The following is a 14,043-nucleotide window of genomic DNA, read 5'->3' on the forward strand; positions in this document are numbered from 1 at the left end:
TTAAAGATTAAAAAGCACTTTGCTTATTCCAGTTTCTTAAACAGAGCGTTGCCGCAACGGGAGCAAAATGCTGCGCCATGTTCATGGCTGTTCTTCTTGCACACCGGGCAGTCGTGTTGCAGCTGTTCGCCGCGCATGGCGTTGGCCAGTTCGGCGGTGAAAATCCCGGTGGGCACGGCGATGATCGAGTAACCGGTAATCATCACCAGCGACGAAATCACCTGGCCCAACGGCGTCTTGGGCACGATGTCGCCAAAGCCCACGGTGGTCAGCGTGACGATCGCCCAGTAGATACCTTTGGGAATGCTGGTGAAACCATGTTCCGGGCCTTCGATCACGTACATCAGCGTGCCGAACACCGTCACCAGGGTGCAGACGCTGACCAGGAACACCACGATTTTCTGCTTGCTGCCGCGCAGCGCCGACATTAAATAGTTGGCTTGCTTGAGGTACGGGCTGAGCTTGAGCACGCGGAAAATCCGCAGCATCCGAATGATCCGGATGATCAGCAGGTACTGCGCATCGGCGTAATACAGCGCCAGGATGCCGGGCACGATCGCCAGCAAATCCACCAGCCCGTAAAAGCTGAACGCGTAGCGCAACGGCTTGGGTGAGCAGTACAGACGCAAGCCATATTCGATGGCGAAAATCACGGTGAAGCCCCACTCGATATACGCCAGCACGTCGGCGTAGTTCTTGTGGACCGTGTCGATGCTGTCGAGCATCACAATCACAATGCTGGCGAGGATGATCAACAGCAATATGCCGTCGAAGCGCCGCCCCGCCTTGGTGTCGCTCTGGAAAACCATGACGTAAAGCTCTTCACGCCAGTTTTTGCTGCTGTCCATGGATACCGCCTGAACCAATGATCAGCGAAGCCTAGGTTGATTCTCCTCCAGAGTGCAAGGCGTAAGGGCGACAGGGCGCTTGCCGAGCAGTTGAACAACCGTGCGGATCAGCCAGCAGGCGAGGATGAACGGTGCGGTCAGCGTTGGCAGACCGATGGCGGCAAACACCGGCGTCAGCAACAGCGCTGAGGCAATACCGAGCAGCGGCAGCCAAGGTTTCTGACGCTGCGAGCTGAAGGCGAGGGCGGCGAGTACGGCGTTATAGCCACCGAGGCCGATCAATGCAGTATAGAAATCGTGATGCAGCAGGCTCCAGCCCATGCCTGCGACTGACGCCAACAACGCCCAGCAAAATGCGCGGCGATCAGCGATCAGCAACCCCACGGCAATCATCGCACCGGCCAGCGGATGACCGAGGAACATCACCTGGCCGAGGCCTTTTAGTGGGGCGGTGAGCAGGTTCAGCGTATTGATTTCGATCAGGTGCGCATTGGTCGAAGGCGTGGCGAAGCACAGCAGCAACCAGCCCAGCCCCACGAAGGGCGCGGTGTAGGCCGGCAGGTAGTGGCTGACCCGGACGCGTTTGAGCCATTGTTGAGTGACCATCGCGCTCAGGCCGCCCGCAGCGATGATCAACGGTGGCAACAGCGCGGACCAGGGGAAATACAGGCTCAGCAGCAGGCCGAGCAAGACACCGTTGTAACTGAACAGCCCAGCCTGGCGATCGGCCTTGGCATAGCCGCGACGTTGCGCAGTGAGCAACCCGGCGACACCGCCCAGCAGCGCGCCGCCGAGCAGGGTGGGCGCGGTGAAAAGAATCGCCAACAGGCACAGCAGACCGCACAGCGGATGGCGCTGGAGGAAGATCTGGCTGAAACCGTTGAGCAGGGCAGTCGCCCAATCGGGGCAGTGGGTGTTGAAGTGGTTGGCAGGCATTTTATTTTTGTTTGTCAGGTGGATCGCGTCATCGTTCTTCGCGGGCAAGCCTCGCTCCTACAGGTTTGAGTCGTTCCCAATCATCACGGCCGACACAAAATCTGTAGGAGCGAGGCTTGCCCGCGAAGAGGCCGGTATGGGCGCTCTAGATCAACGTCTCGATGCGCAGTGAGTTAGTCGACCCCGGCTGCCCAAACGGCACACCCGCGGTGATCAACAAGGTGTCCCCGCGCTGCGCCATCCCCTGCGCCTGCGCAATCTCCAGCGCTGTTGAGCACACCTCGTCCACCTGCCGCAGCCGATCATTGACCACCGAATGCACGCCCCACGCCACCGTCAAGCGGCGCGCGGTCTGCAGGTTCGGCGTCAGGTTGAGGATAGGCACCGTCGGCCGTTCCCGCGCCGCACGCAGGCTCGACGTCCCCGACTCGCTGTAATTCACCAGCACCGCCACTGGCAGCACATTGCTGATGCGGCGGATTGCACAGCTGATCGCATCAGAAACAGTCGCTTCAGCCTTCGGCCGACTGACGTCCAGTTGCGCTTGATAATCCGGGCCGTTTTCCACTTGGCGAATGATCTTGCTCATCATCTGTACGGCCTCGAGCGGGTACTCGCCGGACGCAGTTTCGGCCGACAGCATCACGGCATCGGCCCCTTCGGCCACAGCGTTGGCCACGTCGGTGACTTCGGCGCGGGTCGGGGCGGGGGAGAAGCGCATCGACTCAAGCATCTGCGTCGCCACCACCACCGGTTTGCCGAGCTGGCGGCAAATGCTGATGATGTTTTTCTGAATCTGCGGCACGCTTTCCGCCGGCACTTCCACGCCCAAATCACCGCGAGCGACCATGATCGCGTCGCTCAATTCAGCGATTTCCCGCAGCTGAGTCACCGCCGAGGGCTTCTCGATCTTGGCCATCAAGAACGCTTTGTCGCCGATCAATTCGCGGGCTTCGCGGATGTCTTCCGGACGCTGCACAAACGACAGCGCGACCCAGTCAACGCCCAGCTCCAGACCGAAGCTCAAGTCACGACGATCCTTGGCGGTCAGCGGGCTCAGTTCCAGCACCGCTTGCGGTACGTTCACGCCTTTGCGGTCCGAGAGTTCGCCGCCGTTGAGCACGGTGGTGTCGATCGCGTCGGCGTACTTGGTGACCACGCGCAGACGCAATTTGCCGTCGTCCAGCAGCAGGTCCATGCCGGGTTCCAGCGCGGCGATGATTTCCGGGTGAGGCAGGTTGACCCGGCGCTGATCGCCCGGCGTCGGGTCGAGGTCCAGGCGCAGGGCCTGGCCGCGATGCAGTTGCACCTTGCCCTCGGCGAACTTGCCGACCCGCAGTTTCGGGCCTTGCAGGTCCATCAGAATGCCCAGCGGGTAATTCAGCTGGCGCTCGACTTCACGAATCCACTGATACCGCTGAGCGTGGTCGGCGTGATCGCCGTGGCTGAAGTTCAGGCGAAAGATGTTGACCCCGGCCTGCACCAATTCACGGATGTCATCGATCCCGTCGGTGGCAGGGCCGAGGGTGGCGAGGATTTTAACCTTCTTGTCAGGCGTCATTTTTAGGGCTCTCGAGGATCAGGATGGCGCGGAAGTCGTTGACGTTGGTGCGGGTCGGTTCGGTGACGATCAGTGCGTCCAGCGCCTCGAAATAGCCGTAGCCATTGTTGTTGTCCAACTCGTCGCTGGCGCTCAAGCCGAGGGCGGCGGCGCGGGCGTAGCTGTCCGGGGTCATGATCGCGCCGGCGTTGTCTTCGGAGCCGTCGATGCCGTCGGTGTCACCGGCCAGGGCGTACACACCGGGCAGGCCTTTAAGGCTTTCGGTCAGGCTCAGCAGGAATTCGGCGTTGCGTCCGCCTCGGCCATTGCCGCGCACGGTGACGGTGGTTTCACCGCCGGACAAAATCACGCACGGCGCCGCCAACGGTTGGCCATGCAGAACCACTTGCCGGGCGATGCCGGCGTGAACCTTGGCCACTTCCCGGGATTCGCCTTCCAGATCGCCGAGGATCAGCGGGCTGAAACCGGCCTGACGGGCTTTCACCGCGGCCGCTTCAAGGGATTGCTGAGGACGGGCGATCAATTGGAAATGGCTGCGCGCCAGGCTCGGATCACCGGGTTTGACCGTCTCCGATTCCGGGCTTTGCAGCCAGGTGCGCACCGAGGCCGGAACGTCAATGCCGTAGCGCTTGAGGATCGCCAGCGCTTCGGCGGAGGTGCTCGGGTCGGCCACGGTGGGGCCGGAGGCGATGACTGTGGCGAGGTCGCCCGGTACATCGGAAATCGCGTAGGTATAAACAGTGGCCGGCCAGCAGGCCTTGCCGAGGCGGCCGCCCTTGATCGCCGAGAGGTGCTTGCGCACGCAATTCATCTCGCCGATGGTCGCGCCGGATTTAAGCAGGGCTTTGTTGATCGATTGTTTGTCGGCGAGGGTGATGCCGGCCGCCGGCAAGGCCAGCAGGGCAGAACCCCCGCCCGAGAGCAGGAAGATCACGCGGTCGTCTTCGGTCAGGTTGCTGACCAGTTCAAACACACGCTTGGCGACGGCTTGACCGGCAGCGTCGGGCACCGGGTGAGCGGCTTCGACGACTTCGATTTTTTCGCACGGGGCGCCGTGGCCGTAACGGGTGACCACCAGACCGGAGACTTCACCCTGCCAGCAACGCTCGACCACCTGAGCCATGGCAGCTGCGGCTTTGCCGGCGCCAATGACGATCACCCGACCGCTGCGATCTTTAGGCAAATGGGCTTCGAGGACTTGCTGCGGATGGGCCGCGTCGATGGCTGTGGCAAACAGCTCGCGCAGGAATTGTTGCGGATTGACCGACATGGCGGACTCCCGGATTTCTTGTTATTGGGGATATCGAGCCTTGCATCGCCCTCTGTAGGAGCGAGGCTTGCCCGCGAACCGGACACTGCGGTGTTTCTGCTGCACCGAGGCGATCCCTTCGCGGGCAAGCCTCGCTCCTACAGGGGAGCGGGGGGGGGCGACTTACTTATCGCGAATCGAGAAATTCGCCATGTGTTCCAGACCTTTGATCAGCGCCGAGTGGTCCCAGTTGCTGCCGCCGATGGCTGCGCAGGTGCTGAACACTTGCTGGGCGTTGGCGGTGTTCGGCAGGTTGATGTTCAGCTCCTTGGCGCCTTGCAGGGCCAGGTTCAAATCCTTCTGGTGCAGGCTGATGCGGAAGCCCGGGTCGAAGGTGCCTTTGATCATGCGCTCGCCGTGCACTTCGAGGATCTTCGACGACGCGAAACCGCCCATCAGTGCTTCACGCACCTTGGCTGGATCAGCACCGTTTTTCGCGGCGAACAGCAGCGCTTCGGCCACGGCCTGGATGTTCAGCGCAACGATGATCTGGTTCGCCACTTTCGCGGTTTGACCGTCGCCGTTGCCGCCGACGAGGGTGATGTTCTTGCCCATCGCCTGGAACAGCGGCAGTGCGCGTTCGAAGGCATCGGCATCGCCGCCGACCATGATGCTCAGGCTGGCAGCTTTGGCGCCGACTTCACCGCCGGACACGGGCGCGTCGAGGTATTGCGCGCCTTTCTCGTTGACCTTGGCCGCGAAGGCTTTGGTGGCGGTCGGCGAGATCGAGCTCATGTCGATGACGATTTTGCCTTTGCCCACGCCGGCCGCAACGCCGTCGGCGCGGAACAGCACGTCGTCGACCTGCGGGGTATCGGGCACCATGATGATGATGACTTCAGCTTCCTGGGCGACTTCTTTCGGGTTCGCCAGGGCGACGGCACCACCGGCAACCAGGTCGGCAGGCGCGGCGTCGTGGTGCGCCGACAGGAACAGGCTGTGACCGGCTTTCTGCAGGTTCAACGCCATTGGGTGGCCCATGATGCCGGTGCCGATAAATCCGATTTTAGCCATGAGAAATTCCTCTTGTTTTTGTATGGCCCCTGTTGGAGCTGTCGAGTGAAACGAGGCTGCGATCTTTTGATCTTGATCTGCAAAGGCAAGATCAAAAGATCGCAGCCTCGTTTCACTCGACAGCTCCTACAGGGGCGTCATGTTCGATTAGATTGCGTTATGGGTTTTGAGCCAGCCCAGACCCGCTTCCGTGGTGGTCAGCGGCTTGTATTCACAGCCAACCCAACCCTGATAACCGATGCGGTCCAGGTGTTCGAACAGGAAGCGGTAGTTGATTTCACCGGTGCCCGGTTCGTTGCGCCCCGGGTTGTCGGCCAACTGGATATGGTTGATCTCGCCAAGGTGTGCAGCCATGGTGCGAGCCAGGTCGCCCTCCATGATTTGCATGTGGTAGATGTCGTATTGCAGGAACAGGTTGGCGCTGCCGACCTGCTCGCGAATCGACAGGGCTTGCGCCGTGTTGTTCAGGTAGAAACCCGGGATGTCGCGAGTGTTGATCGCTTCCATCACCAGTTTGATACCCGCCGCTTGCAGCCTGTCGGCCGCGTACTTGAGGTTGGCGACGAAGGTTTTTTCCACGGTGGCATCGTCGACGCCTTGTGGACGAATACCGGCCAGGCAGTTGACCTGGGTGTTGCCCAGCACTTGCGCATAAGCGATCGCCAGATCGACACCGGCGCGGAACTCTTCGACACGGTCCGGCAGGCACGCGATACCGCGCTCGCCCTTGGCCCAGTCACCGGCCGGCAGGTTGAACAACACCTGGGTCAGGCCATTGGCGTCGAGCTTGGCCTTGATCTCGGCGGAGCTGAAGTCGTAGGGGAACAGGTATTCGACACCACTGAAGCCGGCCTTGGCGGCCGCTTCGAAACGGGCAAGAAAATCCTGCTCAGTGAACAGCATGGACAGGTTGGCTGCGAAACGCGGCATGGTGGTCTCCCGTGTAAGTTCGGGCCCCCCCTGTAGGAGCGAGGCTTGCCCGCGAAGGCGTCGTGTCAGTCGACTTCAATGTTGAATGGTACGACGTCTTCGCGGGCAAGCCTCGCTCCTACAGGGAGAGCGGTCAGCAGTTAATCAAGCAACGAAATCGCAGTCGGCGCATCGTTGCCGACCAGCGCCAGGTCTTCGAATTCGTTGACGGCGTTGATCTCGGTGCCCATGGAAATGTTGGTCACGCGCTCCAGGATAATCTCGACGATCACCGGCACCTTGAACTCTTCGATCAGCTCCTGGGCCTTGCGCAGGGCAGGCTGGATCTGACCCGGTTCGAACACACGCAGCGCCTTGCAGCCGAGGCCTTCGGCAACCGCGACGTGGTCGACACCGTAACCGTTGAGCTCCGGAGCGTTCAGGTTATCGAAGGACAGCTGCACGCAGTAGTCCATGTCGAAACCGCGCTGGGCCTGACGAATCAGCCCCAGGTACGAATTGTTGACCACAACGTGGATGTACGGCAGCTTGAACTGCGCGCCCACCGCCAACTCTTCGATCATGAACTGGAAATCATAGTCGCCCGACAGTGCCACGACCTTGCGGGTCGGATCAGCCTTGACCACGCCCAGCGCTGCCGGAATGGTCCAGCCCAATGGACCCGCCTGACCGCAGTTGATCCAGTGACGCGGCTTGTAGACGTGCAGGAACTGCGCGCCGGCAATCTGCGACAGACCGATGGTGCTGACGTAGCAGGTGTCCTTGCCGAACACCTGGTTCATCTCTTCGTAAACCCGTTGCGGCTTGACCGGCACGTTGTCGAAGTGAGTCTTGCGCTGCAGGCTGGCTTTGCGCTGCTGGCAGTCTTGCAGCCAGGCGCTGCGGTTTTTCAGCTTGCCGGCGGCTTGCCATTCGCGAGCGACTTCGATGAACACGGTCAGCGCGGCAGCGGCGTCGGAAACGATGCCCAGGTCCGGGTTGAACACGCGGCCGATTTGCGTCGGCTCGATGTCGACGTGGATGAACTTGCGGCCTTCGGTGTACACGTCGATCGAACCGGTGTGACGGTTGGCCCAACGGTTACCGACGCCCAATACCACGTCCGACTTCAGCAGGGTCGCGTTGCCGTAGCGGTGCGACGTCTGCAAGCCCACCATGCCGACCATCAGCGGGTGATCGTCCGGAATCGTGCCCCAGCCCATCAGGGTCGGGATCACCGGAATGCCGGTCAGCTCGGCGAACTCCACCAGCAATTCGCTGGCATCGGCATTAATGATGCCGCCACCCGCCACCAGCAATGGACGCTCGGCCTGGTCGAGCATGGCCAGGGCTTTCTCGATTTGCACGCGGTTAGCGGTTGGCTTGGCCAGCGGCAGTGGTTGGTAGGCGTCGATGTCGAATTCGATTTCAGCCATCTGCACGTCGAACGGCAGGTCGATCAGCACCGGGCCTGGACGGCCGGAGCGCATTTCATAGAAGGCTTTCTGGAATGCATACGGCACCTGGCCCGGCTCCATGACGGTGGTTGCCCACTTGGTCACTGGCTTGACGATGGTGGTGATGTCGACGGCCTGGAAGTCTTCTTTGTGCATACGGGCGCGGGGTGCTTGCCCGGTGATGCACAGAATCGGGATCGAGTCGGCCGAGGCGCTGTAGAGCCCGGTGACCATGTCGGTACCGGCAGGTCCCGAAGTGCCGATGCACACGCCGATGTTGCCGGCCTTGGTGCGGGTGTAACCCTCGGCCATGTGCGAGGCGCCTTCAACGTGGCGCGCGAGGACGTGATCGATGCCACCGACCTTCTGCAAGGCGGAGTACAGCGGGTTGATCGCGGCGCCCGGGATGCCAAAAGCGGTATCAACCCCTTCGCGGCGCATCACCAGAACGGCGGCTTCGATTGCTCTCATTTTGCTCATGGTTTTGTGCCTCTTACGTTTTGTAATTGTATACAAGTGGCTTTGCGCAGAGTGTATTCACGGCGGACGGCGCAGGTCAATCCATTTTCTCAAGCGACCGTTTCATTCGTCGGAAGCCCGTTCTGCTGTGGCTTTTCGTCGCATGTGGCGCTTTTCGAGAATTATTGTATACAAAAATATAACTCATTGTGTTCTATTTGTTGCGTCGGGCTGCGGCACAAACGCGCAGGCCACTGGCTTTCCCTATAACAAAATGAGGACGGCACCATGAGCGCTTTAACCTTGAAAGTTGCAGTCAACCTGATCGATCAGGCCATCATCGCCGGGCGTGCAATCTCCGCGGCCCCCCTGACCATCGCGGTACTGGATGCCGGCGGGCACTTGATTACCCTGCAACGCGAAGACGGCGCCAGCCTGCTGCGCCCGCAGGTCGCCATCGGCAAAGCCTGGGGGGCCATCGCCCTCGGCAAAGGCTCACGCCTGCTGGCGCTGGACGCCCAGCAACGCCCGGCCTTCTTCGCCGCGCTGAACAGCCTGGGGCAGGGCAGCGTCGTGCCGGCACCGGGCGGTGTGTTGGTTCGGGATGAGGACGGGAACGTGCTGGGGGCGGTGGGGATCAGCGGCGATCTTTCTGATGTTGATGAGCAGTGTGCGATCAGTGCGATCGAGGCGGTGGGGTTGAGGGCGGATGCGGGGGTTACTGCCTAATATTTTTGTTGATTGATCTACCGCTTTCGCGAGCAAGCCCGCTCCCACAGTGGATTAGTGCTGGACACAAAATGTCTGAACACCACAAGTCCCCCTGTGGGAGCGGGCTTGCTCGCGAAGGCGGTATCTCTGACACATCCGGCCAAAAGTTTGCCCCTCAGTTTTCAGTTCGCTGATCTAGCCTTCTGATGAATTGATCCAGGAGAGAGGCAAAGGAATGCCTGAGCTTTCATCGTCACACCGCCTGCGCATCGGTCGCTATGCCGAGCAAAACCGCATCTATCTTCTGACCGCCAACACCCTGAAACGCCAGCCTGTTTTCAAGGATTACACCTTGGGCAGACTTGTCGTACACCAATTCAAGCAAGCGCAGGAGCAAGGGTTTGTCGACTCCTTGGCCTTCGTGGTCATGCCAGACCATTTCCACTGGTTGATTCAGCTACAAAGAGGATCGCTGGGCCAATTGATGTGCCAGACCAAATCGTTGAGTACTCGAACAATCAATGCCGCAACTGGCAGGGCGGGCAGTCTGTGGCAGCAGGGCTTTCATGATCGGGCTTTGAGGCGTGAGGAGGATTTGGTGAAGCTTGTTCGATATGTTGTCGCTAACCCTTTACGGGCGGGGTTGGTGGAGAAGCTTGGCGACTATCCGTTGTGGGATGCGATCTGGGTTTGATCTGAAACCGAGTTGCCGCCTTCGCGAGCAAGCCCGCTCCCACAGGGTTTGAGCCTGGGCACAAAGTTTGTGAACACCCTTGATCCCTTGTGGGAGCGGGCTTGCTCGCGAATGGCAGCACCGCGGTCTACCTGTCCAGCTCACACCCCTTCAGCACCAACCGGATAATCGTCTGCGCCGCCGCTTCATAGTCCTCTTCATCCAGCTTGGCCTTGCCCGTGATGGCCGTGATCTGCCAGTCAAAGTCGGCATAGGTCTGGGTCGCGGCCCAGATGCTGAACATCAGGTGGTTGGGGTCGATCGGGGCGATTTGCCCGCGGTCGATCCAGGTCTGGATGCAGTCGATGTTGTGCCTGGCCTGGCCGTTGAGTTGCTCGACCAGGTCGGCGCTCAGGTGCGGGGCGCCGTGCATGATCTCGCTAGCGAACACTTTCGAGGCAAAGGGCAGGTCGCGAGAGATGCGGATTTTCGAGCGAATGTAGCCGCTCAGCACTTCGCTGGGCACGCCGTCGGCGTTAAACGGCGTCGAGGCCTGCAAAATCGGCTCGATGATGCTTTCCAGGACCTCGCGGTAGAGGTTTTCCTTGGATTTGAAGTAGTAATAGACGTTGGGCTTGGGCAGTCCCGCCTTGGCTGCGATGTCACTGGTTTTGGTCGCAGCGAAGCCCTTGTCCGCAAATTCTTCACTGGCGGCACGCAGGATCAGTTCTTTGTTGCGCTCGCGGATAGTGCTCATAAACCAGGGGGTTCCTTGCCTGTTCTGGCGGTTGCGCATGGTAGCACCGGGCTCGCGCGGCGCTCAAGAATGCCCCGTGTGGCGCTCGGTCGCGCTATGCTGCGCGGCATTCATTCAAGAAGGAAACCTGATTCATGGCAGGAAGCAGTTTGCTGGTGCTGATCGACGACATCGCCGCCGTTCTCGACGATGTGGCGTTGATGACCAAAATGGCCGCCAAGAAGACCGCCGGCGTGCTCGGCGACGATCTGGCGCTCAATGCCCAGCAGGTCAGCGGCGTACGCGCCGAACGGGAAATACCGGTCGTTTGGGCGGTGGCCAAGGGCTCGTTTCTCAACAAACTGATCCTGGTGCCGTCGGCGCTGGCGATCAGCGTGTTCATCCCGTGGCTGGTCACGCCACTGTTGATGGTCGGTGGCGCCTACCTGTGCTTCGAGGGTTTCGAGAAGCTCGCCCACAAATTCCTGCACAGCAAGGTTGAAGACCAGGCCGAGCATGCGGAGCTGGTCGAGGCCGTGGCCGATCCGGCGGTGGATCTGGTGGCGTTCGAGAAAGACAAGATCAAGGGCGCCATCCGCACCGACTTCATCCTGTCGGCGGAAATCATCGCCATCACCCTTGGCACCGTGGCGGATGCGTCGTTGACCCAGCAGGTCATCGTGCTGTCGGGCATCGCCATTGTCATGACCATCGGTGTTTATGGCCTGGTCGCGGGTATCGTCAAGCTCGATGACCTCGGCCTGTGGCTGACCCAGAAGCCTGGACAGATGGCTAAAAGCATCGGCGGCGGGATTCTGCGTGCGGCGCCGTACATGATGAAAAGCCTGTCGGTGATCGGCACGGCGGCGATGTTCCTGGTGGGCGGCGGAATTCTCACCCACGGCGTGCCGGTGGTTCATCACTGGATTGAGAGCGTCAGCGCAGGGGCTGGCGGTGCCGGGTTTATCGTGCCGACGTTGCTGAATGTGGTGGCGGGGATTGTGGCGGGTGCGGTGGTGTTGGCCGGTGTGATGGTCGCCAGCAAACTCTACAAGGCGCTGAAAGGCTAAAACCTGGCACTGACCAAAAATGCGGGAGCGGGCTTGCTCGCGAAGGCGGTGTGTCAGTTACATCAATGCTAAATGTCCCACCGCTTTCGCGAGCAAGCCCGCTCCCACAGTGGTTCTGTAGTGTTTGAAAAATACCCATTAAAAAGGCCATTCGATCTGCATCGAATGGCCTTTTTTGTTGCCGATGGATTTACTCGGCGATCTGCAACTTGCGTGACTCGGTATACACGTAACGCACTTTCTCGTACTCGAACGGCGAGTTCAGCTGGCCGTAGCGGAAGCTGTTCTGGTAGCGCTTGTCGACGCCGCGCAGGACCCAGACTTCAGGGTGGTTGGAGCTGACTTCCGAGACGTTCAGGAAGTTGATCGCCGATTCGGCGCTGAAGTCCACCACCAGGCCGCCCGTGTCGCGGATGTTCGATGGGCCGAGGATCGGCAACACGAAGTAGGCGCCACCCGGTACACCGTAGAAGCCCAGGGTCTGACCGAAGTCTTCGGCCTGACGCGGCAGGCCCATGGCGGTGGCCGGGTCCCACAGGCCGGCGATGCCGATGGTGGTGTTGAGCAGCAGGCGCGCGGTGGTTTCCATCGAACGCTTGCCTTTGAATTGCAGCAGGCTGTTCATCAGGTTCGGCACATCGCCGAGGTTGTTGAAGAAGTTGCTCACGCCCGTGCGCAGAAAGCTCGGGGTGACGTAGCGATAACCGTCGACCACCGGCAGGAACACCCATTGGTCGAAGCGGTAGTTGAAGTGATAAACCCGGCGGTTCCACTCTTCCAGCGGGTCGTAGACGGCCAGCGCGTTGAGCGTCGAGCGTTCGAACTCGCGCTGATCCAGCCCCGGGTTGAACTTGAGTTTGCTCAACGGTTCCTTGAAACCGTCACTGTCGACCACGACAGGTGCGTTGGCTTTGCTGTTGTCTGCATTGGCGACGCCTGCACAGAGTAACGCAGCGATAAGCAGGAGGTATTTAGCCACGGAAGAACTCCAGCATAGCGTCGCTGTTGACGCGGTAATTAAGGTTGCCGCAATGGCCGCCCAGTGGATAAACGGTCAAACGATCACCGAAGGTCTTGCGCAGGAAACCGAGGTCGCCAGGGCCGAGGATCACGTCGTCGGCGTTGTGCATGACGGCGATTTTCGGGCTGTCGTGCAGGTAATCCTTGAGCGCATACAGGCTGACCTGGTCGATCAGTTGCAGCAGGCTGCCGCCATCGGTGCGGGCACGCCACATCGGGATAACCTGCTCGGTGATGTAGCAGTCGAAGTCGCATTGCAGCGCACGCTTGAGGAACGGCGTGAGGCTGGTGCCTTCGGTGATCGGGTATTTCGGCGGGGTGATCAGGCCACGACGGTTGATCAGGTCCGAGGTAAAGGCAATGTCGGCCGCCGAAAAGCGGAACGAAGTGCCGATCAGCATGGCCATCTGTTCGTTGGTCAGGTGCTGCTTGGACTGCTGGAAGTCGTAGAGCAGGGCATCGTTGAGGTCGATGTAGCCTTTTTGCTGGAAGTAGCGGGTCAGTTTGTTCAGCACCAGTTCATAGAAGGTGGTGCTGTTGTTGATGCCCTTGACCTCGGTCTGGACCAGCTTGTCCAGGTTGGTGATCGAGGTATAGAGGTTGACCGGTGGATTGAGCAGCAAGACTTTCTTGAAGTTGAAGCTGCGACGGGTTTCGTCCAGGTGCGCGACGAAAGCCGCGTCCAGCGCGCCCAGGCTGTAACCGGTCAGGTAGTAATCGGTGACGGCGACGTTCGGGTTTTGCGCCCGCACAGCCTGCATCACCCGGTACATGTCTTCGGCGTCTTCCTTGGTGATACCGGGTGTGGCAAAGCGTGAAGCCGCGCTCATGAAGTCGAAGCTGGTGGGCGACGACAGTTGCACCACGTGATAACCGGCCTTGTAGTAGAGCTTTTTCAGGTATTCGTTGAGGCTGCTGTCATAACGCGCGCCAGTGCCAGCGATCAGGAAGATCAACGGCGCTGCCTTGTCTTGCGTGGCGATGCGGTAGGTCAGCTTTTTGACCGGCCAGAAGTTGTCCGGCAATTCGAATGCACGCTCCGGGCGTAGCGTCACGCTGCGTGTCTGTTGGTCGATGTCGTCGTCCAGCGGCAACTCCGGACGCAGGTCCGGAGGAGTCGTGGCGATGGTCGCCTCGAACGGGTTGGTCAAGGGGTAGCCATAACTGGCGGCGTCGATATCGACCGCCAGTGCGGACGCACTCAAAATAAGGCCGCCAAACAGGGCGGCGAAGCGCAAGGAACGGAGCATGACTAGATCCCTTAGAGGAAGGTGCCGAATGAAGTTCGCAGGCTATGACCACGGGGTTTGCGCCAAAGTGCCATGCTGCGGCACCAATCA

General features: G+C 60.4%; 13 protein-coding genes. 3 read left to right on the forward strand and 10 right to left on the reverse strand.

Going from position 1 to position 14,043, the window contains the following annotated elements; all coding sequences use genetic code 11:
• Positions 1 to 23 precede the first annotated feature (23 nt).
• The 7 genes from ACA049_RS08500 to gcl form a co-directional block, all read right to left on the reverse strand.
• Positions 24 to 848, reverse strand: a complete 825-nt coding sequence (locus tag ACA049_RS08500; protein WP_109628617.1) for an ion transporter — start codon at positions 846 to 848, stop codon at positions 24 to 26.
• 21 nt (positions 849 to 869) lie between these two features.
• Complete coding sequence (locus tag ACA049_RS08505) at positions 870 to 1,784, reverse strand: urea transporter (RefSeq protein ID WP_497334628.1); 915 nt, start codon at positions 1,782 to 1,784, stop codon at positions 870 to 872.
• Between the two features lie 145 nt (positions 1,785 to 1,929).
• Positions 1,930 to 3,345, reverse strand: coding sequence for a pyruvate kinase (gene pyk, locus ACA049_RS08510; protein WP_497334630.1), 1,416 nt, complete (start codon positions 3,343 to 3,345; stop codon positions 1,930 to 1,932).
• On the reverse strand, positions 3,335 to 4,615 hold the full coding sequence (locus ACA049_RS08515) for a glycerate kinase type-2 family protein (RefSeq protein WP_497334632.1): 1,281 nt from the start codon (positions 4,613 to 4,615) through the stop codon (positions 3,335 to 3,337). The genes pyk and ACA049_RS08515 overlap by 11 nt, the downstream gene beginning before the upstream one ends.
• 162 nt (positions 4,616 to 4,777) lie before the next feature.
• Positions 4,778 to 5,668 (reverse strand): 2-hydroxy-3-oxopropionate reductase, encoded by an 891-nt coding sequence (locus tag ACA049_RS08520; protein ID WP_109628621.1) that lies wholly within the window; start codon positions 5,666 to 5,668, stop codon positions 4,778 to 4,780.
• 147 nt (positions 5,669 to 5,815) lie between these two features.
• The gene (gene hyi / locus ACA049_RS08525) at positions 5,816 to 6,598 is read right to left on the reverse strand and encodes a hydroxypyruvate isomerase (protein ID WP_497334634.1); all 783 of its coding nucleotides are present in this window, start codon (positions 6,596 to 6,598) and stop codon (positions 5,816 to 5,818) included.
• 140 nt (positions 6,599 to 6,738) lie between these two features.
• The gene (gene gcl / locus ACA049_RS08530; RefSeq protein WP_109628623.1) at positions 6,739 to 8,514 is read right to left on the reverse strand and encodes a glyoxylate carboligase; all 1,776 of its coding nucleotides are present in this window, start codon (positions 8,512 to 8,514) and stop codon (positions 6,739 to 6,741) included.
• A gap of 267 nt (positions 8,515 to 8,781) precedes the next feature.
• On the opposite strand from gcl, the gene ACA049_RS08535 reads away from it, so the two are divergent.
• Both ACA049_RS08535 and ACA049_RS08540 read left to right on the forward strand, forming a co-directional pair.
• Positions 8,782 to 9,222, forward strand: a complete 441-nt coding sequence (locus tag ACA049_RS08535; protein ID WP_497334636.1) for a GlcG/HbpS family heme-binding protein — start codon at positions 8,782 to 8,784, stop codon at positions 9,220 to 9,222.
• A gap of 217 nt (positions 9,223 to 9,439) precedes the next feature.
• Positions 9,440 to 9,898 (forward strand): REP-associated tyrosine transposase, encoded by a 459-nt coding sequence (locus ACA049_RS08540; RefSeq protein WP_497334638.1) that lies wholly within the window; start codon positions 9,440 to 9,442, stop codon positions 9,896 to 9,898.
• 127 nt (positions 9,899 to 10,025) lie between these two features.
• On the opposite strand, the gene ACA049_RS08545 is transcribed toward ACA049_RS08540, so the two are convergent.
• Entirely contained in the window at positions 10,026 to 10,634 is a 609-nt protein-coding gene (locus tag ACA049_RS08545; RefSeq protein ID WP_497334640.1) for a TetR/AcrR family transcriptional regulator, read from the reverse strand.
• A 134-nt stretch (positions 10,635 to 10,768) separates the two neighbouring features.
• On the opposite strand from ACA049_RS08545, the gene ACA049_RS08550 reads away from it, so the two are divergent.
• A complete protein-coding gene (locus tag ACA049_RS08550; protein ID WP_497334642.1) occupies positions 10,769 to 11,683 on the forward strand; it encodes a DUF808 domain-containing protein in 915 nt (304 codons plus the stop codon).
• Between the two features lie 190 nt (positions 11,684 to 11,873).
• On the opposite strand, the gene ACA049_RS08555 is transcribed toward ACA049_RS08550, so the two are convergent.
• Positions 11,874 to 12,662: an MlaA family lipoprotein gene (locus ACA049_RS08555; RefSeq protein WP_497334644.1), complete on the reverse strand. Its 789-nt coding sequence runs from the start codon at positions 12,660 to 12,662 to the stop codon at positions 11,874 to 11,876.
• A complete protein-coding gene (locus tag ACA049_RS08560) occupies positions 12,655 to 13,953 on the reverse strand; it encodes a serine protein kinase PrkA (RefSeq protein WP_010456866.1) in 1,299 nt (432 codons plus the stop codon). The genes ACA049_RS08555 and ACA049_RS08560 overlap by 8 nt, the downstream gene beginning before the upstream one ends.
• Positions 13,954 to 14,043 lie beyond the last annotated feature (90 nt).

It is taken from the genome of Pseudomonas sp. LBUM1662, from assembly GCF_059695915.1.

Coding starts and splice junctions, on each gene's coding strand:
- ACA049_RS08500 (WP_109628617.1), bottom strand. CDS start 848: ATGGACAGCAGCAAAAACTGGCGTGAAGAGCTTTACGTCATGGTTTTC.
- ACA049_RS08505 (WP_497334628.1), bottom strand. CDS start 1,784: ATGCCTGCCAACCACTTCAACACCCACTGCCCCGATTGGGCGACTGCC.
- pyk (WP_497334630.1), bottom strand. CDS start 3,345: ATGACGCCTGACAAGAAGGTTAAAATCCTCGCCACCCTCGGCCCTGCC.
- ACA049_RS08515 (WP_497334632.1), bottom strand. CDS start 4,615: ATGTCGGTCAATCCGCAACAATTCCTGCGCGAGCTGTTTGCCACAGCC.
- ACA049_RS08520 (WP_109628621.1), bottom strand. CDS start 5,668: ATGGCTAAAATCGGATTTATCGGCACCGGCATCATGGGCCACCCAATG.
- hyi (WP_497334634.1), bottom strand. CDS start 6,598: ATGCCGCGTTTCGCAGCCAACCTGTCCATGCTGTTCACTGAGCAGGAT.
- gcl (WP_109628623.1), bottom strand. CDS start 8,514: ATGAGCAAAATGAGAGCAATCGAAGCCGCCGTTCTGGTGATGCGCCGC.
- ACA049_RS08535 (WP_497334636.1), top strand. CDS start 8,782: ATGAGCGCTTTAACCTTGAAAGTTGCAGTCAACCTGATCGATCAGGCC.
- ACA049_RS08540 (WP_497334638.1), top strand. CDS start 9,440: ATGCCTGAGCTTTCATCGTCACACCGCCTGCGCATCGGTCGCTATGCC.
- ACA049_RS08545 (WP_497334640.1), bottom strand. CDS start 10,634: ATGAGCACTATCCGCGAGCGCAACAAAGAACTGATCCTGCGTGCCGCC.
- ACA049_RS08550 (WP_497334642.1), top strand. CDS start 10,769: ATGGCAGGAAGCAGTTTGCTGGTGCTGATCGACGACATCGCCGCCGTT.
- ACA049_RS08560 (WP_010456866.1), bottom strand. CDS start 13,953: ATGCTCCGTTCCTTGCGCTTCGCCGCCCTGTTTGGCGGCCTTATTTTG.